Consider the following 19466-nt stretch of genomic DNA (forward strand, 5'->3'; position numbering starts at 1 on the left):
AGATCTACATCTATGCGTGATAGACCTCCCATTCAGCTCAGCCTGGAACAAGAACAGGTGCTTCAAGAAAATGGCCTGGGTCAGCCTCTACTACATGAAAAAGCTACCACGGCCACTTTTATCGTTTTCCTTTTATGTTTATTGGTAACTGTAACTCTAGCGATCCTACTAGCATTGACTTTTCTCATTCATTTTCTATCTACCCATTTTATATGGGAAGAGCTTGGATTTTGGCGATTTTTGCTCTCTTCTGAGCTGCTGGTGGAGGTCGCTAGCGACCTATGGAAACAGCCTCTGATCCCCCTCATCTTCGGAGGACTATTGTTACTAGAGCTGACAGGAGAAACGATCACTCTGGCTGCCCTCCTTCGCCTGGAGGTGCTGGTCTGCTCTCACGGTCTGCTCAAACAGCAAGGAAAGCTACAGGAGTTTCTCCTCTGGAAAGATGCGCGTGCTCTTTACACAACACATGGACAGGTCACCGGCGTCGGAGGATTAGAGCCAGAGGAGAAGCGAAGCAGTCAGGATCAAAATGGAGAACGCTCTGAGAGCAAGGCCGAGGATGAGGATGAAGATGGCATTTTCTCCTGGCCTCTCACTGAGGATCTGGGCCGAAGCCTTTCCTGGCCACTCAGCTTCTGTACGTATGAATTGAGCAATCACATAATCCATAAAATGGAAGAATATCTCTTACCCTTAATGAAGGAGCGGTTGGGAAGAGGCAAGCCGGTCGCTTTTCTCGTGGGCGACAAAGTCCTTGTCGTTGACCAGGAAGGCATACGGTATGAGGGGGAAGAGCCGGTTTTCTGGGCAGAACTGGGAGATCTGCGCTTGCAACGCAGAGGACAGCTCTGGCTGTTCCGTCATGGGCGCTGGCAGCGGTATCCTCGCCGCTGGAGCGCCTCGCAGGCAAACCTCCCCCTGCTAGTTCCTTTAGTCCGCAGCATTCTCGCAGAGCGGCGCCAGGGCGGTTAGCCTGGCCCGTAGCGGTCAGCACCCGGAGTCTGGCGCATGCCACCAGGGTCCAGCCTCTTCCTTGACGCTTTTCGCCTTTGCAACATACAATATGGTGTACCGCAACAGCAACCCGGCGCCTGTCTGCTCACTGGCTGATCACTGATCGATCACGTTGGCCGGTGAACAGCGGTGCCCTCTGATCAGTGGCCGCCCGTCGGTCACGTACGCCGCGTGCCTGCCTGTCTGCACGGCTCCATAGGCGGCATCAGAGGCTGATCGTTTGCTTATGGGAGGCTCTCGTTGAACCAGGAACAGCAGTCACTGGCACTTCCCTTTTCGTCAATCGAGGATGTGCAACGGGCAATGTTTGCCCGACGCTATGTTGCTGATCGCAGTCTGGCCACAGCAGTGTTCCTGGCCCTCAAGCGCCGCAAGCCGCTGCTGCTTGAAGGCGAGCCGGGCGTCGGCAAAACCGAGGTGGCCAAGGTCCTGGCCGATCTGCTGGAGACTCGCCTGATCCGCCTGCAGTGCTACGAAGGGATCGACATCAGCACGGCGGTCTATGAGTGGAACTATACGCGCCAGATGCTCTATATCCGCCTGATGGAGGCCAGCGGGACTACACGCCAGGAGGAGCTGAAGGAGATCTTCGGCCCCGACTTCTTGATCAAGCGCCCCCTGCTCCAGGCCATCGATTCCGCTAACGCCAAGGCCCCGGTCCTCCTCATCGATGAGCTAGACCGCAGCGACGAGGAGTTTGAGGCCTACTTGCTTGAGCTGCTCTCGGATTTCCAGATCACTATTCCTGAGATTGGCACGATCGCGGCCCAAGAGCCGCCAATTGTGGTGATCACGTCGAACCGCACACGTGAGATTCACGATGCCCTGCGGCGACGCTGCCTCTACTATTGGATCGATTATCCAACGCTGGAGAAGGAATATTCCATTGTGCTGGCGCGCATGCCGGAGGCACCCGAGTACCTGGCAAAGCAGGTCTGCGCCTTCGTGCGCGAACTGCGCGCGCTCGATCTGTTTAAGGCCCCCGGCGTTGCCGAAACACTGGATTGGATCGCTTCGCTGCTGGCGCTCAATCAGCTGGAGCTGGTTGAGGGAACAGTGCGCGATACGCTCGGCGCTCTGCTGAAGTATCAGGACGATGTGCTCAAGGTGGGCGGGAGCAATCTCGGCAAGCTGCTTGAGAAGGCCCGCAGCGCGAGCTTGTGACCGCAGGTGCCTATGGATGCCCACAATTTCGAGCGCCTTGACGATCTCTCGTTTTTCAACAGGGAAAGGACTGGTCCCTCTCCTGACACACCCAAGCCCGGACAGGACGGCCTCCGCCCCATCGCTGCCTCAGGTGCAGCGGCAGCCCTGACGCCTCCGCTCTCTCCCAGCGAGCTGGAACGCGGCGAGCGCTTGCTCTACCGCCTGACTGAGTTCGGCCACCTGCTCTGGGAATCGGGGATCGAGGTCGGTCCACAGCAGCTGCTCGATCTGGCTGAGACGCTCAACGAGATCGATATTACGAATCCAGGCGATTTCTACTATACGCTGAAATGCTCACTCCTGACCCGACACGAGCAGGAGACGCTCTTCGATCAGCTGTTCAATTACTACTGGCAGAGCCGCGATCGCCAGAATCGCCCGCCTGATCCAGGCCCGACCCGCCGCGACGATCGCCAGATTCGTCTGCCTCCCTCGGAGCGCAAGCGCCTGGCCGAGCACCTGAACGCCGATAGTCAGCAGCGCGAGCTGCGCATGGGCGAGCGTGAGAGCGAGCGTCGACGCCTGCTGGATGAGCAGGCCGGCGAGCATGAGGACGATCAGGCCCCTCCCCAGGGCACAGCCTACAGCGCCCTGGAGTTGCTGCGCAAGAAGGATTTCGAGTCTTTCACCTGGGAGGAGGTTCAGGAGGCCAAGCGCCTGATGGCCGAGATGCGCTGGAACCTGGGTCTGCGCCCAACGCGCCGCAAGCGTCCTGTGCGCAAAGGCGACTACCCCGATATGCGCCGCATCGTGCGACGCAATCTGAAGTACGGGGCAGAACTGCTTGAGCTGACCTGGCGCGAGAATAAGGAGAAGCCACGCCCCCTGGTGATTATCTGCGATATCAGCGGCTCGATGAGCCTCTACTCGCGCTTGCTACTTCACTTTATCCATACCATTTCGAATGGGCTGCTGAACGTCGAGGCCTTCGTCTTCGGCACGCGCCTGACGCGCATCACGCGCCAGCTGAAACGGCGCGACGTCGACGACGCGGTCCGCGAGGTCTCGCGCACGGTGCAGGACTGGTCGGGCGGAACGCGCATCGGCGAGGCACTGCATATGTTTAATCAGCAGTGGGCCAGGCGTGTTTTGGGCCGCGGCGCAGTGGTGCTGATCATTAGCGATGGCTGGGACCGCGGCGATGCCAACTTGCTGCGCGCCGAGATGGACCGCCTGCAGCATAGCTGTCATCGCTTGATCTGGCTGAATCCTTTACTCGGTTCGCCCGACTATCGCCCGCTGACGATCGGCATGAAGACGGCCCTGCCCTATATCGATGACTTTCTGCCAGCTCATAATCTCGATAGCCTGATTCATCTCGGTAAGCTGCTTGAGCGTATTGATGATCGGCGCCCGGCCCGCACGCCCGCGGCTCGCCGCGAGGCCGTGAAGGTCTGGCAACGCCCCACTTCGTAAGTCGGACGCCCTTCCCTCAGCCGCCTGCTCGCCAGAGGCAGCAGGCGTGCACGGTGGGCGCCGCTACAGACGCCGTCGAGTTTTTTTGCGGAGGTGTTCCCTATGCGCGATATTCTGCCGGATGTTGAGCGCTGGCGGGCGCGCGGCGAGCGCGTGGCCGTGGCTACGGTTGTCTCGGTAGCCGGTTCGGCTCCTCGCCGGCCCGGAGCCAAGCTGGCCGTCAGCGAGAAGGGAGAAATCAGCGGCTCCGTGAGCGGCGGCTGCGTGGAGCCAGCAGTGATCGAAACCGCTCTGCAGGTCATCAAGGACGGCAAGCCCCAGATGCTGGAGTTCGGCATCAGCGAGGAGGAGAACTTCGAACAGATCGGCCTGGCCTGCGGCGGGACGATCCATGTCTTCGTTGAGCGCCTCGACTGGTAGTGGATAGATGGCAAGCGAGCGGGAAGCGGGAGTACGGCGGAATGAGGCCTTTCCCGCGAGCTACGCTTGCATAGGAGTTGGCCCCTTATGAGTGGTCTCTATGAGGAACTAAAACAGCAAGTGGCGCAGGAGCGCGGCGTGGCTCTGGCCACGCTGGTGCGCTCCTCTTCCGGCCAGGGGATCGGTGCAAAGCTCCTGGTTTTCCCCGATAAGCGCTTTCATGGCTCCTTTGGCTTCCCGGAGTTGGAAGCGCGCGTTGTCGAAGACGCCGAGCAGGCGATTTGGATCGGAGAGCCAGGCACGCGACTCTATACTCTGGGAGAAGAGACCTTCGAGGTCTTTATCGAGGGTTTTCCTCCTCCTCCACGCTTGATTATCGTCGGCGCCGGCCATATCGCTATCCCTCTGACAACCTTCGCTCGAACGCTCGGCTACCGCGTGGTGGTGATCGATGCACGGGCGGCCTTCGCTACACGTGAGCGTTTCCCTCACGCCGACGAGCTGATCGTGGCCTGGCCCGACGAGGTTTTGGTCAGGATGGATCTCAATCCTTCGACGGCGGTCGCCATCCTGACGCACGATCCCAAGTTTGACGAGCCATCTCTTAAGGTGGTGCTCTCGCGCCCGGTCGGCTATGTCGGAGCCATCGGCAGCCGCAAGACCAGCCAGGAGCGCAACGAGCGCCTCAAGCAGCAAGGCTTGACCGACGAGCAGCTGAGTCGCATCCACGCGCCCATCGGCCTGAATATCGGGGCCAAGACCCCCGAAGAGATGGCCCTGGCAATTATGGCCGAGATCGTCGCCAGCCGCTATGGGAAAGATCGCTCAGCTATTCTGGACTGGTCCCGCAAATAGAATGTGTAACTTCCCGGCGGTCGCTACGTTTCTATCAGAGAAAGGGGGTTTGCCTGCTTCTCTGTAGGTAGGCTGTGCTAGGAGGAGAAAGGTGGCAGTGCTGCAACTACAGAAGCACTAGTCATGAGAAGGAAAGAAGATGCCGGACTATCCCTATGATCCGCATGAAGATCTGACAGAGCCAGTACCTCCATCTGCCCCGCCTCCCGCTCGCGGCGGCCAGGGGAAGTTGATCATAGGTGGCTTTCATAATGCAGCTGGGAACCAGACACAGGGCAGGCGCCAGCCACCACCTGGCTACCAGGGCTATCGAGGGGGAGTCTCCACTCCTCCGCGCCGACCTGGAACTGAGTCTTATCCGGGCAGCTACCCGGTAACAGCTACTCCCGCTCTTCGCCCACGCCGCTCTTTCCTGCGCCGGCGTGGCTGCGCCATCGGCTGCCTTTCTCTGCTGGTGGTGGTAGTGATCCTGGCGGGCTTCTCGATCTACGTGCTCCAGCGCGTCCTGGCTTTTGGCTCGGCCATCTCAACACAGGCCCCGCTGAGTACCCAAACAGGCTTTATGAGCACTTCAGATCGCGTCAACCTCCTGGTCATGGGCTTCGGCGGAGGCGACCATCCTGGCGCCTACTTGACCGACTCGATGGTGCTCATGAGCCTCATTCCTTCCACTCAGCATACGACGCTCATCTCGGTCCCACGCGATCTGTGGGTCCAGGTCCCTTCCGGCTCCGGCCACTACGGTAAGATTAATAGCGTCTACGAAGTGGCTTCGAATAATAACCAGGACCCCGTGGCGGGCGGCAACGCCGCCGCTCAGAAGATCTCGTTGATCACCGGTCTCAATGTCAAGTACTGGATGACGATCGACTTCAACGGCTTCCGCGACTTGATTAACGCTATCGGCGGCATCGATGTCTATGTCCCCGATTCGTTCACCGCCCTCTATCCAAAGAACGATGATCCGAACGTCGATGCAAGCTGGATCAAGGTGCATTTCTCCAAGGGTATGCAGCACATGGATGGCGAGACGGCTATCCGCTATGCCCGCGCCCGCGAGTCGCTGGACAATCCCGCCGAGGGGACCGATTTCGCTCGCTCTGCCCGCCAGATGATTATCATTAAAGCGGTGATCAGCAAGGTGAAGCAGTGGTCAACCTGGCCTCACCTCTTCGATGCGATGGATGCTTTGAAGCATACCATCTATACGAATATGTCCCTGACCGACCTCGGCCTCTTCTCGCTGAAGATGGATCTCAATCAGGCCCACCGCATCGGCCTGAGCAACCAGAATGTGTTGGTCGACTCTCAGTCAGCGGACGGGCAGTACATTCTGCTGCCGGCAAACAATAACTGGCAGCTCATTATTGACTACATTCGCAAAAATCTCTATAACTAGAGAGAGCACCATTCGCTGAGGCGGAAGGAGCAGCCCCGGGTAGACACTCTGTGGGCTGCTCCCCCGCCTGCCGGCGGTTCCGGCAGGCCAGGCCCAACGGCCAGAGCAACAGCACCACTCAGAAGGCGTATCCTCGCTGGCCTTTCTCCTCCGCCGGCTCTGACCGGGACAAAGAGGTCACAGGTATAAGCTGGCCTCCCCTGGCAGTCAGGCCAGCCTGGCACTAGAGCAAGCGCGAGCTATTGCAGAGAAGAGCAGAAGGGGCACAAGGTGATGACACAGCAGTTTTCTCGCCTGGTTGCTGGCGTCTATCGCATCGGGCAAGTCTTCACCCGCGCAGGCTCCACAGTCACCAGTTGTACAGCTTATAACCGCAATACGAACGATGTGGTGGGCTTGCATTTGCTCGCTCTGCCGCCGACCTCTGCCTTCGCTCCTCAACAGTTACAGAGTCTCTTTGCGCTGCTGGAGCGGCGCCGCCAGGTGCATTCACCAGCAGTGCTGCCTCTGCATACCTGGGGCCTCGATGGGTCATGGCTCTATCTGGTAACCGACCCGCCGCGTGGGGTTAGCCTGCGCTACCTGATGGACCATGAGCAGATCGATTTGCAGCGCGCGTTAGAGATCGTGCGCCAGCTTCTCAAGGGCGTTGAGGTGCTCCAGACTTACGGCTTTATGGGCCTGGATCTTCGTCCTTCTTTCATTACGGTGCAGGTCATTGAGTTCCGCGACTATGTCCAGCTCGACGACCTTGGTCTGCGCCCGCTCATCCACGCTCTGGGTCTGGGAGCCAGCCAGCAACCGGACGATATTGGCTTCTTCGATCCCCGCTATCTGGCGCCCGAGGAGCTTCAGGGGCAGCCGCCCGGCCCCTGGAGCGATGTCTACCATGCCGGCCTGCTGCTCTTCGAGCTGGTGGCCGGTCGCCAACCGTTCGTCGGGCGCACTGTTGCAGAAACCGCCTTTCTCCAGACCAGCGCTCCGCTCCCAAGTCTGGAACTGTACCATCATAATACGCCAAATGTGGTGCAGGCCCTGCTAGAGCATGCCCTGGCCAAGCAACCAACCCAACGCTTTGCTTCGGTCCAGGCTTTCTTGAATGCTCTCAACGCTATCCAGATGCCACCTCCCCCCGAGCGCGTCCCCGCCTTCGGCGAGATTACCCTGCTGGCAGGGGCCGAGCCGCCACCCTCTTCCGCGACTCGCGAGATAGCGGCCATAGAGACGGCTAACGATCCCTCCCTGGCCCAGACCCTCCTTCAGACCCCCCAGGGCAAGGCCAGCCTTCGCAGCGAGGACTCCGAGGAGGGCGTGCTAGCCTATCTCTGCTTTGAAGGGGGCGAGCGTCCGCTGCGCCTGCCGATCAGGGGACGCAATGTCGTTGTCGGACGAGCTGATCCACGCCGCCACTTGTATCCCGACCTCGACCTGACGCCCCTCGACTCCCAGATGGTGGTCTCGCGCCAGCACGCCCGTATCCACTTCGAAGAGACCTTCTTCTATATCGAGGATCTGAAAAGCCACAATGGAACCTGGCTGGGTGGGCTGCGCTTGAAGCCGCTCAAGGCCGAGCTGCTACAGCATGGCGACCATCTGCGCTTCGGCTCACTCGAATGCGTCTTCCGCGTGCCAGGCCAGCCCGACCCACCACGGCCCGGCCCCAGGTCCGAGCCACCAGCCAGGCCACCGCTCAAGCCAAAGCCGTCGGGCAGCTAGAGAGCGGAGAGGGAGCACGCTCTAGCGCAGCACAGGTCAGGCCCCCGTCCGCCGGCCCGTTCGCCAGGTTGGCTACGTTCGAGCGATAGCCAGCAGATCGGCAAGCAAACCCTGAGCCGTCTGGCGGCGACCTGCCCCGGGACCGATCACGGTCACAGAGTCAAGGGTGTCGCACTCAATCGTGAGGGCATTCATGACGCCTTCGACGCGAGCCAGAGGATGCTCCAGCGGGAGGGCCACAGGCTCCACTCGCGCCTCTACAGGCAGGGTCGGCGTCTGGACAGAGGGAGAGGCAGCGCTGACCTCCACTTTCTCGCGCAGGCGCAAGGAAGCCAACAGCTTGATGCGACGCCCCTGAGCCTGGGCGGCGCGGACCTCCTCCGGCGTCACTCCTGTGATACCGCGACGCTGCACCTGCTCGGCCCGTAGCGGTAGCCCGAAGACCAGGGCAGCCAGGATCAAGGTTTTGGCCAGGGAGTCATAGCCTTCCACATCCGCACTGGGATCAGCCTCGGCGTAGCCAAGGCGCTGAGCTTCAGCCAGGGCCTCCGCATAGCCACGCCCCTGGCTCATCGCCGTCAGAATATAGTTGGTGGTGCCATTGAGGATACCTGCGAGCGCGCGAACGCGAGCGCCGGCCAGTCCCTCCCGGAGTGTGCTCAGCACCGGGGTGCCAGCCATGACCGTGGCCTCCATACGCAACTGGACCCCCTTGCGCGCCGCTAAAGCCAGAAGCTCGTGAGCGGCCAGGGCCACCGGTCCCTTATTGGCCGTAATCACATGCATACCCTGCTCCAGTGCCTGGCGGATATGGCTTAAGCCCGGCTCTCCATCGCGCAGATTCGTCCCCGTTACCTCGACCAGGACATCGGCCCCAGTGGCCGCCAGCCCTTCGCGCACCGTCGGCCAGCGCTTCACTTCTGTCGCTGCATAGGCTGTCAGCGGCTGACCACTGCCCGCGACCCTGAGCAACTCCGCCTCATCCAGGCCCTCAGTCCGGGCCAGAAAGCCTGAGCGAGCCGTCGCCACCGCCACCAACCGAGCATCCAGACCATAGGCGGCTCGCAGCCAGTCCCGCTTCTCTCGCAGCAACTCGGCCAGCCCCTGGCCAACCGTGCCGAAACCAATGAGGGCAAGACGCAGTTCCTTTACCATTGCAGTCACACCCTGTCAACCTTTCTTGTTTGTTTGCTTGTCTGCTTGCTTGTCTGCTTGCCTCTTTGAACCGAGTGCCCTGGTTCCTGGTCTCGGCCCGCGCGAGTCGGCCAGCTTACGACCCTTCTCCCGCCGACCTCGCCCCTTGTGCAAGGCGATCGCTTGATAAGGGGATCAGCCTGCACCTGGGCGAGGGACAGAGGGAAGCCAGGCGGGACCCAGCGGAAGACCGCTGGCTGACCAACTAGATCCAGGACAGCTTGAAGCGCGCCAGCAGGCGTCGCAGGGGACCAAGCAGCTCGATCTGCCCATCGATCTTGAGCAGGCGCGCCGCTCGCAGATAGACCAGAATACCGACCGCCATCTCGATGAGCAGCTTCACCAGAGCGACCAGGACCTGGATCAGGCCCCCATGCGTAATCATCGGGCGCGTTGGATCGGTCGTATTCAGCAGGAAATCCAGCAGCAGGCGGACCAGGAAGACCGCCAGGCCCATCAGCCCGGTTGCTAAAAAGACCCGGCTCAAGAAGGCTCCCAGGTCGCGGGTGATCAGTCCACCGATGCGTTGATGGATCAGGCAGAGAAGGACCGTGGCCTCCAGCAGGCCAGCCACCGAGGTTGAGAGCGCCAAGGCTCCCATTCCCCAGGCTGCCCCCCACAGGCGGGCGAAAGCGTTGATCAACAAGAGACCGAGGGCAATCTTAAAGATAAACTGGCCAACACTCACAATCACTGGCGTCTTGCTATCGCGCAGGGCATAGAACGAGCGCGTTAGAATCTCGACCGCAGCCTGGCCGGCCAGACCAATGGCGAACATCGACAAGGGGATGGCCGTAATTTCGGCGCTCTCCAGACCAAAAGCGCCGTGTTGATAGAGCGTCTGAATAATGGGCAGCGCCAGCACAATCAAGCCCAGACTGGAAGGAATCGACAAGAAGAGGATGCCGCGCAAGGTCTCCATGACGATGCTGCGCGCCCGCTCCAACCGCCCGCGCGCGACATACTCGGCGATCGTCGGGAAAGCCGCCGTCGAAATGGCCATGCCAAAGATGCCCAGCGGCAGCAGCATCAGCGAAAAGCCGTAGTAGTACGCCGTGATAAAGCCAAGGAGCGTCTGCTGCCCAAGCGAGCCAGCGACCACCAGCGTTCCCAACAGCAGGATCAAAGCGCGATCGACAAAAGTCGTCGTTGAGAGCATCGCAGCATTGATAATGCGCGGGATCATCTGGCGACCGATTTGCTGAACGCCCGGATGACGCCAGTCAAAGGAGGGGCGGAAACGCATGCCGACGCGCGACAACCCAGGAATCTGAATACCAACCTGGAGTAAGGCCCCCAGGACTACGCCGGCACTGGCACAGTAGACGGCCACCATCGAATTGCGATGGCCAATCAGCGCCAGAAACATCCCCGGCAGCAGACCGACGATCAGGCCAACGTTATAGAGCACGGTCCCCAAGGCATAGAGCGTAAAGTGCTGCTGCGCGTTGAGAACCGCGCTGACGATGACCCCACTGCCGAGAATGACAGCCTGGAAGAGCATGATACGTGTTAAGGCTGTAATCAGACTCAGCTCGCCCGGGCTGACGTTGGGGTTATACAGCGGTACAATCTGATTGGCAAAGATGAAGCCGATCAGAGCAATAATTAACATAATAGTCGTGGCCAGCGTTAGAGCCGTATTGGCAACATGCCAGGCCGTCTTCTCGTCGCGATCGCTCACCATGTAGCGCGTAAAGACGGGAATGAAGGCTGAGCTGAGAGCACCGCCGGCCACAATGTTAAAGATCGTATCAGGCAAGAGAAAAGCCTGATAGAAGGCTCCAGAGGTCGGATCGGTTCCAAAGACAGCCGCAAACATCGAGGAGCGCAGCAACCCCAAGACGCGACTGGCCACAAAGGCACCAGTGAGAATGAAGGCCGCGTTCCGAACCTGCACGCGGCGGATCATCGCCGTATCCTGGGCCGATTCGGAAGCAGGCTGTAAAGCGGGAGCCGAAGGCGAAGCGGTAGCAGGCGCCACCGAGGCCGAAGCCGCCGGGCTGGCCACCAGCGGCTCCTGAACCTGAAGTTGGGCCTGAGCCTGCCCCTGACTCAGGCCACCACTGGCCCCACCAGCCTGATCGTCCAGGGTTGACGGGGAGAGCGGCGCCAGGTCACCCACGCGGCGCCTGAAGACCTTGCGCTGAATCAAATCGCTCAGATCCGGTTGCTGCACACGCCGCTGCTGCCGACGCAGACGCTCCTCGCGCAACTGCTGAAGGCGCGCCTGACGCAAGGCCGGCAACGGCTGCGATGGCTGCGGCACATTGGCGTAGAGATACTCCATCCCCTGCCCATAGCCCAGCGAGCCCCCCATATCCGGCAGATGCTGCTCGGGATACGAGCGCCCCGGCTGGGCCCCTACCCTACCACCAGAAGGCACCTGGGGAGGATAGACTGGCTGCTGCGGCGGGAGCGAGGCAGGTGGCAGATTCACCCCTGACGTTCCTGCGGCCCCTGCCCCCAGTTGCTCCTGATCATACTGCCAGCCATAATAAGGAGTTGGCTTGTTGCTTTCTTCTGCCATCCAGGTGCTATTCCTCTTTTTCGTGGATCACATACTGTTTCTTCCTGACAGTCCTGCCGTCGTTCTCGTGCGGCTTCTTTTAGAGAATAACAGGTTAGGCAGACAAGTCAAGCCCTTGAACTGAGCCATAGCGGGGACTTCCCCCAAATGGGGGAAGCTTCCCCTCTCCTCGCCCCTGGAGGCTCGCGTGGTAGAATTGTCCCCGGTAGGATGTGCCTTTCTTGAGAGCGCACTCGTTCTGTTGCTATGATAGGACATCTCCTTGAGCGAGCAGCAAGCAGATGGCGGCGGTTAGAGATGGCTCAGTGGCAAGCAAACTAGCTCTCTGGCCTCTTGCTTTCTTGTCGCTTGAATCGGCAAAGACCCCTGTGCGTGGGTACCATTCTGAGCAATCGAGGTAGATAGATGGAAGACTTACACGCTGTCATCCTGGCGGGCGGCAGCGGGACACGACTCTGGCCGCTGAGTACCCCCGAGTTTCCCAAGCAGTTCTTGCCTCTCCCGGGAGGCCGCAGTATGATTCAAGAGACGCTGGCGCGGGTGACCACCCTGGTGCCGCCAGAACGGGTCTGGGTGGTCACCGGGCGAGCCTTTAGTGAGCTGGTGCGCCAGCACCTGCCGGAGGTGCTTCCGGGACAGATCCTAGAGGAGCCGGTTGGGCGCAATACGGCTCCTGCCATTACCTGGGCAGCCTCTTTGCTGGCTCGTCGCTCCCCGCGAGCCGTGATGGCGGTCTTTCCCGCTGATCATGTGATCACGAAGCTGGAGCCGTTCCAGCGGGCGATCCGCTTCGGCTATCAGCTCGCTCAACGCGGCTACCTGGTAACCTGGGGCATTCGACCCACCGAGCCCGCCACTGGCTACGGGTATATCCGCTTCGCTTCCCCCGTGGCCGACGGCTACGGCCACCAGGCTTTCAGCGTGGAGCAGTTCGTCGAAAAGCCTGATCTGGCGACAGCTCAGCGCTATCTTCAGGACGGACACTACGTCTGGAATAGCGGTATGTTTATTTGGCAGGCTGCCACGATCCTGACAGAGGTCGGCCACCACCTGCCGGCTCTGGCAGAACAGATGACAGGCATTGTAGAGGCAACGGGCACACCCGCGGAGCGGAGCGTGTTGGCAGAACGCTGGCCCTCCCTGATCTCCATTTCGATCGACTACGGCGTGCTGGAGAAAACCGATCGGCTGGTGGTGATTCCGGTCGATATCGGCTGGAGCGATGTGGGAAACTGGGAGCAGTACGGGGCGCTCTACGATGCCGATGGCAACGGTCTACGCGGCGTCGGCCACCACTTTGCTCTTGGCAGCCAGAATGTCTTTGTCTACAATACGACGCAGCGGGAGATCTATACGATTGGCCTGGAGGATGTGATCGTGGTGGCCCTTGACGATAAGACTCTGATCTGCCATAAGAACCAGGTGCAGCGCGTGCGCGAGCTGGCCGAAGCCCAGCTGCTTCAACGTTCCAGCACAACCACTGCTCGCAACGGCCACCAGCCAGGACCAAGGCCCGCCTCCGCGCCCTCGTCCTTGCCGGCGGCCCCGACGGAGCAGAGCGGTTCCTCCCTCAGCCTCGACCTGGCAGCCACCGATTCCCCTCTCATGAGGCCAGAGGAAGTAGCACCAGGTGCAGACCTTGAGCTGGGGGGCTCCGCCGACCAGAGCCAGCCGACAAGCTGATCCCGCAGCCTCCCTTTCGGCTCCTTCTCCTTCTTTCGCTCCATCAGACCTATCTCGGGGCGGGGCCTCAGCCAACCTGGACTACCCCGCCCTTAGTCGCGCCGCTCGCCATATTCACGGTAGCGATAGCCACGGTAATAGCGATGGCGATGACGCCAGTGACGATAGGTCACCAGATGCCAGATGGTGAGCAGAACGGCGCCACCGATGATGGCCTGGGCCAGGGCAATCGGCTCACCGAAAATGGTCACTTCGCTGCCAATGCGAAAAGGCAGGAGAATGGCAATGAGGATGCCAATAAAGGCACAGAGGACAGCCCCTAGAATGCCATAGGGGAGACGCCAGCCAATGATCGTTTCCGCCACGATTCCAAGGAGTACAGCAAGAACGAAATAGATTAAGTGGGCCAGCGTCACGGTGAAGAGTGGTTGGGCGGCAAGGACGGCCAGAACTGCTGTTGATGACACGGTAGCCTCCTGGTTAGAGATGGCGCTCTTCAGCAGGCTCATGATAACGGGACAGGGCTGCTCCGTCAAGTCACCGTCCCTTTGCTTCGCAGAAGCGCTTGCCACCCCCCTCCTCCGCGCTATGCTATAATGGGTAGCAGGCAATGGGTCGGCCAGCGTTTCTCGACCGGTCGCCTGATGCTCTATTTGGCCTGTGCTCGTTCGTTTGCGAAGTGATGGTAGGTAAGCTTGCCTCGCCAACCAGGCTGGCTGATTGGCCTGCACAGAGCTTTAGCTGGTTGGTGAAGGCGCTCGGTGCGAAAGGCGATCTCCTGTCATGCTCTCCGATCAACCCGTCTTTGGCTCACATGCCATGATCTCCTGCGCTCATTACCTGGCGACCCGGGCAGGTTTGCAGGTGCTGGAGCGCGGCGGGAACGCCGTCGATGCCGCAGTCGCTGCCAACGCGGCAATGACGGTTGTCTATCCGTCAACCTGCTCAGCGGGCGGCGATGTTTTTATGCTGATCTGGGAGGCGCGCAGCCGACGTCTACATGCCCTCAACGGCAGCGGGCGCGCACCACGTGCCCTGACTCCCGAGTATTTCGCCGCCCACTCGCTGCGGGCGATTCCAGCGATCGGCCCGCTCCCGATTACGGTTCCGGGGGCAGTCGATGGCTGGTTCGAGGCCCTGGAGCGTTTTGGTCGGCTGCCGGTCGAGGAGGTCTTTGCTCCGGCCATAGCCTACGCTGAGGAGGGCTTTCCAGTCTCGTCGAAGCTGGCAGGCTGGCTGGAAAGGGCCGCCGAGACGGTGTTGCAGCGCTGGGAGGCGACGGCCCGCGTCTTTCTCCCTGGAGGCCGACCCCCAGGCTGCGGCGACATCGTGCGCCAGCCCGATCTGGCACGCACCTACCGCCTCCTCGCACGCGAGGGCCGCGAGGCGTTCTATCGCGGACCTCTAGCGCGGACGATCGTTGACTACGTGCAGCGCTGCGGCGGAGTGCTGAGCCTGGAGGACCTCGCTAGCCATCGTTCGGATTGGGTAACGCCGCTGTCAACAACCTATCGCGGCTACGAGGTCTTTGAGTTTCCTCCCAACTCGCAGGGCCTGACGGTCCTGGAGATGCTCAATATTCTGGAGGGCTATGACCTGAAGGCGCTCGGTTATCAAAGTCCTGAGACGCTGCACCTGATGATTGAGGCCAAGAAGCTGGCCTTTGCCGACCGCGATCGCTATCTCTCAGATCCGGCTTTTGTGGAGATTCCGGTAGAACGCTTGCTGAGCAAGGCATATGCGGAGCAACTGCGAGCACGCATCAATCCAGAGCGCGCTTCCTTCCATGTCGAGACAGTGAGCGAACCTGAGCGCGACGGCGATACAATGTATCTGTGCGTGGTTGATAGTGAGGGCAACGCTGTCTCGCTGATCCAGAGCCTTTTCTACAGCTGGGGCAGCGGGATCGTGGCCGGCGAGAGCGGGGTACTGCTGCACAACCGCGGTGCCTATTTCTCTCTGAACCCGCACCACGTGAACTATCTGCAACCAGGGAAGCGCACGATGCATACACTGACGCCAGCTCTGGTCTTGCGCTCCGGTGAGCCGTTTCTGGTATTAGGGACAATGGGGGCGGATGCCCAGCCACAGATTCATGTGCAGCTGCTGACGGCAGTGATCGACTTTGGGCTGAATATTCAGCAGGCGATTAACGCCCCACGCTGGCGCAGCGGCCTCTTGCTACAGCAGGGCGGACACCGACAGCTACTACAGGGACAGCAAGGCGCCCATCCAGTCGAGGAACGCGCGGCCAGCGAGGTGGTGGCCCTGGAGCAGCGCTTTTCAAATGCGGCGGCGCTGGGCCTGGAGGTGCTGGGCCACCGGGTGGCGACCTGGGGACCGTGGGAAGACGATATGGGCCATGCTCAGGCGATTCTGATTACGCCCGGCACCCAGGTGCTCCAGGGCGCAGCAGATCCACGCTGCGATGGCTTAGCCCTCGGCTGGTAGCTTTCTCCCTGGCCGGACAAGGTTGGCGCTGGCACACCAGCCTTGTCCCTGGCTCGCTCGCCCTGCGAGCAAACCCTGCTTTGCGTTTGCGCTCCCTGAGCTGGTACCCGTGCCCCGGCCCGGCGCGTTTGAGCCTGGCTCAGCTCTACCCTTCCTTCGCACTCACCACTACGCGCGTGTGCCAATTTTCTGTTACAATGAGAACACTTTCCTGAGTTTATGGTCCCTTTTTGAGGAGGCGAGATGCTGCAAACCTGGAAGAAACGTAGCGATATTCCTAAAGAGTATACGTGGAATTTGGAGAGTATCTTCGCAACTGATGAGACCTGGGAACGCGAGTATCAGGAGCTTCAGAAACAGCTGCCGGATCTGGAAGCCCTCAAGGGGAGACTGGCCCAGAGCGGCGAGGCTCTCCTGAGCGTGCTGCGCCAGCGCGACGAGTTCTTCGAACGGCTGGAGACGCTGCTGGTCTACGCTTCGATGCGTAAGGACGAGGATACCAGTAATAGCCACTACCAGGGGATGTACGACCGCGCCCTTCAGCTCTACGTGCGCGCGTCCACGGCAATCTCTTTTATTGAGCCGGAGATTTTGGCCGTACCCCAGGAGACGCTTGAGGGCTATCTGCGCGAAACTCCCGGCCTGGCCCTCTATGAGCATCAGCTGCACGACCTCAATCGTCAGCGCCCACATATCCGCTCCGCCGAGGTGGAGGCGGTGCTGGCCGCCGCCGGTGAGATGGCTGAGACGCCAGATGCGATCTTCACGATGATCGATAATGCCGATCTGCACCTGCCGACTATCCGCAATGAGCAGGGCGAGGAGGTGGAGCTGACCAAGGGGAACTACCTGGTCTATATCCGCAGTACGGATCGGCGCGTGCGTCAGGAGGCTTTCGAGGCGCTCCATGGGACCTTCCTCAAGCAGCGCAATACGATCGCCGCCACCCTGGCCGGACATATCAAGACGGATATGTTCTACACTCGACAGCGTGGCTATCGCTCGGGCCGCGAGCGCGCCCTGGCTCGCTACAATATCCCTGAGAGCGTCTACGATATGCTCATCGAGACGGTCAATGAGGAGCTGCCGCTGCTACACCGCTACCTGCGCCTGCGTAAGCGCATGCTTCAGCTCGATGAGCTGCATATGTACGATCTCTATGTCCCGATCGTTAAGGAGACGCTGCAAGAGATCTCCTACGAGCAAGCTCGCGATACGGTCATTGCTGCCCTCGCTCCTCTGGGGGAAGAGTACATCAGTGCCCTCAAGCAGGCTTTCAGCGAGCGCTGGATCGATGTCTTCGAGACGCCCGGCAAGCGCGGCGGCGCCTACAGCGGCGGCGCCTATCGGACACGCCCCTTCATCTTGCTCAATTTCCAGGGCAACCGCGATAGCATGTATACCCTGGCCCACGAGCTAGGGCACTCGCTGCACTCGTATTACACGCGCCGCCATCAGCCTTTCGTCTACGGGGACTACACGATCTTCGTGGCCGAGGTGGCCTCGACGTTGAATGAGACGCTGCTCACCGAGTACCTGCTCAAGACAACGGAGAGCCGCGAGGAGCGCCTGGCTATCCTCAATCATTCACTGGAGGATTTCCGCGGAACGCTCTACCGCCAGACGATGTTTGCCGAGTTCGAATATCAGCTGCATCAGTTTGCTGAGCAGGGTGAGCCGCTGACGGCGGATACGCTGAGTCGACTCTACCACCGCCTCAATGAGAAGTACTACGGGGCCGAGGTGGTCATCGATGACTTGATCGATATCGAGTGGGCCCGTATCCCCCACTTTTACTACAATTTCTACGTCTATCAGTATGCGACCGGCATCTCGGCAGCCTGCGCGCTGGCTCAGCAGATTCTGGAGCAGGGGGCGCCGGCGGTTGCTCGCTATCTGCAGTTCCTGCGCTCCGGCTCTTCGGACTATAGCATTGAGCTGCTGCGACAGGCCGGGGTTGATATGACGACGCCGGAGCCGGTGCGCCAGGCTTTGCGCCTCTTCGAGGCCCATCTCAGACAGATGGAGGAGCTGATCGGCTAGCCAGGAAGGCCGGCGCTCTGGCGGGCGCAACTCGCTGCGCTGCACCTGGGCGCCGCCAGGCCGCCCAAAACGGGCCGCCAGACGGCGCGCTGCTCCCTCTGCCCTGCTAGGGATGGGCGGCAATGAAGTCGCGCATGGCTTCTAAGACCTGCTGCGGCTGCTCAATATGCGGGGAGTGCCCACAGTTGGTTAGCTGGAGTTCGTGATAGCTTCCTCCCTGCTGGCGATAACGCTCCAGGAGCCACCGAATCTGGGTCTTCATGGGCTGGGGCGGATATTGCTCAGCCCCCGGCCAACCGGGGACGATGCCGAGCTGCCCAAGATAGCCGAGGTCGAAGAAGGAGGTGTCTGAGACGATCTGGTCGTCGGCGCCATGAATCCAGAGAATGGGCGGCTTGGGACTGAGATCAACCAGCGCCGCTTGATTGAGATAGGCGGGAGAGAGAGCATTGTTGACTCCCTGACGGCCAGGAGCAACATAGGGCCAGTTCGGCGACGGCAGGGAGTCGCCCGGATAGTTGCCAGGCCCGGTGCGCGTCGAGAGGATGGCGCTGACGTAGATCTCTTCGCGCTCGGGCGCCACACGGAACGGCGGCTTGAAGTAGAAGTTGTTCATAACGGCCCGCGGTGAGCCTTGCTCGGCACTGCGATCGCCAGCCGCAAGACGCTGCACGAATTCAGCGTTGGCGGTCCCGCCTCCGCTACCGGCAAAGTCCGGCCAGACCGGGCGCCCCTCGGCGTCGCGCGTTCCTCCAAAGCCAAAGGGCGAGCCGGTCGCCTCCAAAATGAGGCCGCGTAGCCGGCCAGGGTAGTCGATGGCATACTGCATGACTACATTGCCTCCGAGCGACCAACCGAGCAGGTGGAAGCCGCTCAGTCCCAGGGCATCCGCGAAACCAGCCAGGTCGTCCGAGAGATCGCGAACGCCACGAGTGGCATCGATCGGTAAGAGCTGGCTGTCGCCGTAGCCCCGCATGTCGGGCGCATAGACATGGTAACCAAGCGCTGCCAGGGCCAGCATGAGGTCCTGGAAGAACAGGGCTGAGGAACAGTTGCCGTGGACAAGGACAAGCGCCGGCCCTTCGCTCCCAGCTTCGAGATAGGCAATCTCCAGACGCTCTGTGCTGCAACGCCTCTGGCTGATCCCAGGCAGGAGGACTGAGGTGGGCATGGCTGTGATGGCCTCCTTTACTCCAAAATATGAAAGGTGAATCATCTATCAGTAAGCTTACCCCAGCCGGTACCCAAAATCAAGCAAGTCGCTTGGGGCTGGTGGGCACAAGCGCGTTGGCTTGTCTCTTTCTCCACGCAATGTTTGAGGTCGCAGTCCTGCTCCTGCTTACCTGGCCGCCCGTCAGTCCGGTGCGCTATCCATCCCTGGCCAGATGTGCTATACTTAAGTGCGAGCGACGGGCTTCGCGCTTGCGCTTATGTGCTATGGTATTTGGTAAGGGGAGTTCCTTCTTTCTTTCTTTCTTTCCAGGCTATTCAAAGAAGCAAGCTTCGCTCACTAAGAGCAACGTGGGCCGCTCCGGT

Annotated in this window: 14 protein-coding genes; 10 read left to right on the plus strand and 4 right to left on the minus strand. The window is 60.6% G+C overall.

Going from position 1 to position 19466, the window contains the following annotated elements; all coding sequences use genetic code 11:
- The first annotated feature begins 12 nt into the window (after window positions 1-12).
- The 7 genes from N688_RS13885 (at window position 13) to N688_RS13915 (ending at window position 8029) form a co-directional block, all read left to right on the plus strand.
- Window positions 13-975: a hypothetical protein gene (locus tag N688_RS13885; protein ID WP_156025421.1), complete on the plus strand. Its 963-nt coding sequence runs from the start codon at window positions 13-15 to the stop codon at window positions 973-975.
- Window positions 976-1320: 345 nt separating this feature from the next.
- The gene (locus N688_RS13890) at window positions 1321-2181 is read left to right on the plus strand and encodes an AAA family ATPase (protein ID WP_052889839.1); all 861 of its coding nucleotides are present in this window, start codon (window positions 1321-1323) and stop codon (window positions 2179-2181) included.
- 12 nt (window positions 2182-2193) lie between these two features.
- Window positions 2194-3639 (plus strand): vWA domain-containing protein, encoded by a 1446-nt coding sequence (locus tag N688_RS13895; RefSeq protein WP_052889840.1) that lies wholly within the window; start codon window positions 2194-2196, stop codon window positions 3637-3639.
- 102 nt (window positions 3640-3741) lie between these two features.
- Window positions 3742-4059, plus strand: a complete 318-nt coding sequence (locus N688_RS13900; RefSeq protein ID WP_052889841.1) for an XdhC family protein — start codon at window positions 3742-3744, stop codon at window positions 4057-4059.
- A gap of 87 nt (window positions 4060-4146) precedes the next feature.
- Window positions 4147-4914 (plus strand): XdhC family protein, encoded by a 768-nt coding sequence (locus N688_RS13905; RefSeq protein WP_052889842.1) that lies wholly within the window; start codon window positions 4147-4149, stop codon window positions 4912-4914.
- 139 nt (window positions 4915-5053) lie between these two features.
- Complete coding sequence (locus N688_RS13910; protein ID WP_052889843.1) at window positions 5054-6313, plus strand: LCP family protein; 1260 nt, start codon at window positions 5054-5056, stop codon at window positions 6311-6313.
- 273 nt (window positions 6314-6586) lie between these two features.
- Window positions 6587-8029: a protein kinase domain-containing protein gene (locus N688_RS13915; protein ID WP_052889844.1), complete on the plus strand. Its 1443-nt coding sequence runs from the start codon at window positions 6587-6589 to the stop codon at window positions 8027-8029.
- Between the two features lie 72 nt (window positions 8030-8101).
- On the opposite strand, the gene N688_RS13920 is transcribed toward N688_RS13915, so the two are convergent.
- The gene (locus tag N688_RS13920; protein WP_052889845.1) at window positions 8102-9184 is read right to left on the minus strand and encodes a homoserine dehydrogenase; all 1083 of its coding nucleotides are present in this window, start codon (window positions 9182-9184) and stop codon (window positions 8102-8104) included.
- A gap of 244 nt (window positions 9185-9428) precedes the next feature.
- The gene (murJ, locus tag N688_RS13925) at window positions 9429-11753 is read right to left on the minus strand and encodes a murein biosynthesis integral membrane protein MurJ (RefSeq protein ID WP_052889846.1); all 2325 of its coding nucleotides are present in this window, start codon (window positions 11751-11753) and stop codon (window positions 9429-9431) included.
- A gap of 405 nt (window positions 11754-12158) precedes the next feature.
- Here murJ and N688_RS13930 point away from each other — a divergent pair, with 405 nt between their 5' ends.
- The gene (locus N688_RS13930; RefSeq protein WP_052889847.1) at window positions 12159-13436 is read left to right on the plus strand and encodes a mannose-1-phosphate guanylyltransferase; all 1278 of its coding nucleotides are present in this window, start codon (window positions 12159-12161) and stop codon (window positions 13434-13436) included.
- Window positions 13437-13528: 92 nt separating this feature from the next.
- On the opposite strand, the gene N688_RS13935 is transcribed toward N688_RS13930, so the two are convergent.
- Window positions 13529-13903 (minus strand): hypothetical protein, encoded by a 375-nt coding sequence (locus tag N688_RS13935; protein ID WP_156025422.1) that lies wholly within the window; start codon window positions 13901-13903, stop codon window positions 13529-13531.
- A gap of 316 nt (window positions 13904-14219) precedes the next feature.
- On the opposite strand from N688_RS13935, the gene ggt reads away from it, so the two are divergent.
- Together ggt and pepF are read left to right on the plus strand one after the other, a co-directional pair.
- On the plus strand, window positions 14220-15887 hold the full coding sequence (ggt, locus tag N688_RS13940) for a gamma-glutamyltransferase (protein WP_052889849.1): 1668 nt from the start codon (window positions 14220-14222) through the stop codon (window positions 15885-15887).
- Window positions 15888-16130: 243 nt separating this feature from the next.
- On the plus strand, window positions 16131-17930 hold the full coding sequence (pepF, locus tag N688_RS13945) for an oligoendopeptidase F (protein ID WP_052889850.1): 1800 nt from the start codon (window positions 16131-16133) through the stop codon (window positions 17928-17930).
- A gap of 106 nt (window positions 17931-18036) precedes the next feature.
- Here pepF and N688_RS13950 read toward each other — a convergent pair whose 3' ends face one another.
- Window positions 18037-19101, minus strand: a complete 1065-nt coding sequence (locus N688_RS13950) for an alpha/beta fold hydrolase (RefSeq protein WP_052889851.1) — start codon at window positions 19099-19101, stop codon at window positions 18037-18039.
- Between the last annotated feature and the right edge of the window lie 365 nt (window positions 19102-19466).

Source organism: Thermogemmatispora carboxidivorans (assembly GCF_000702505.1).
In the GTDB taxonomy this organism is placed as follows: domain Bacteria; phylum Chloroflexota; class Ktedonobacteria; order Ktedonobacterales; family Ktedonobacteraceae; genus Thermogemmatispora; species Thermogemmatispora carboxidivorans.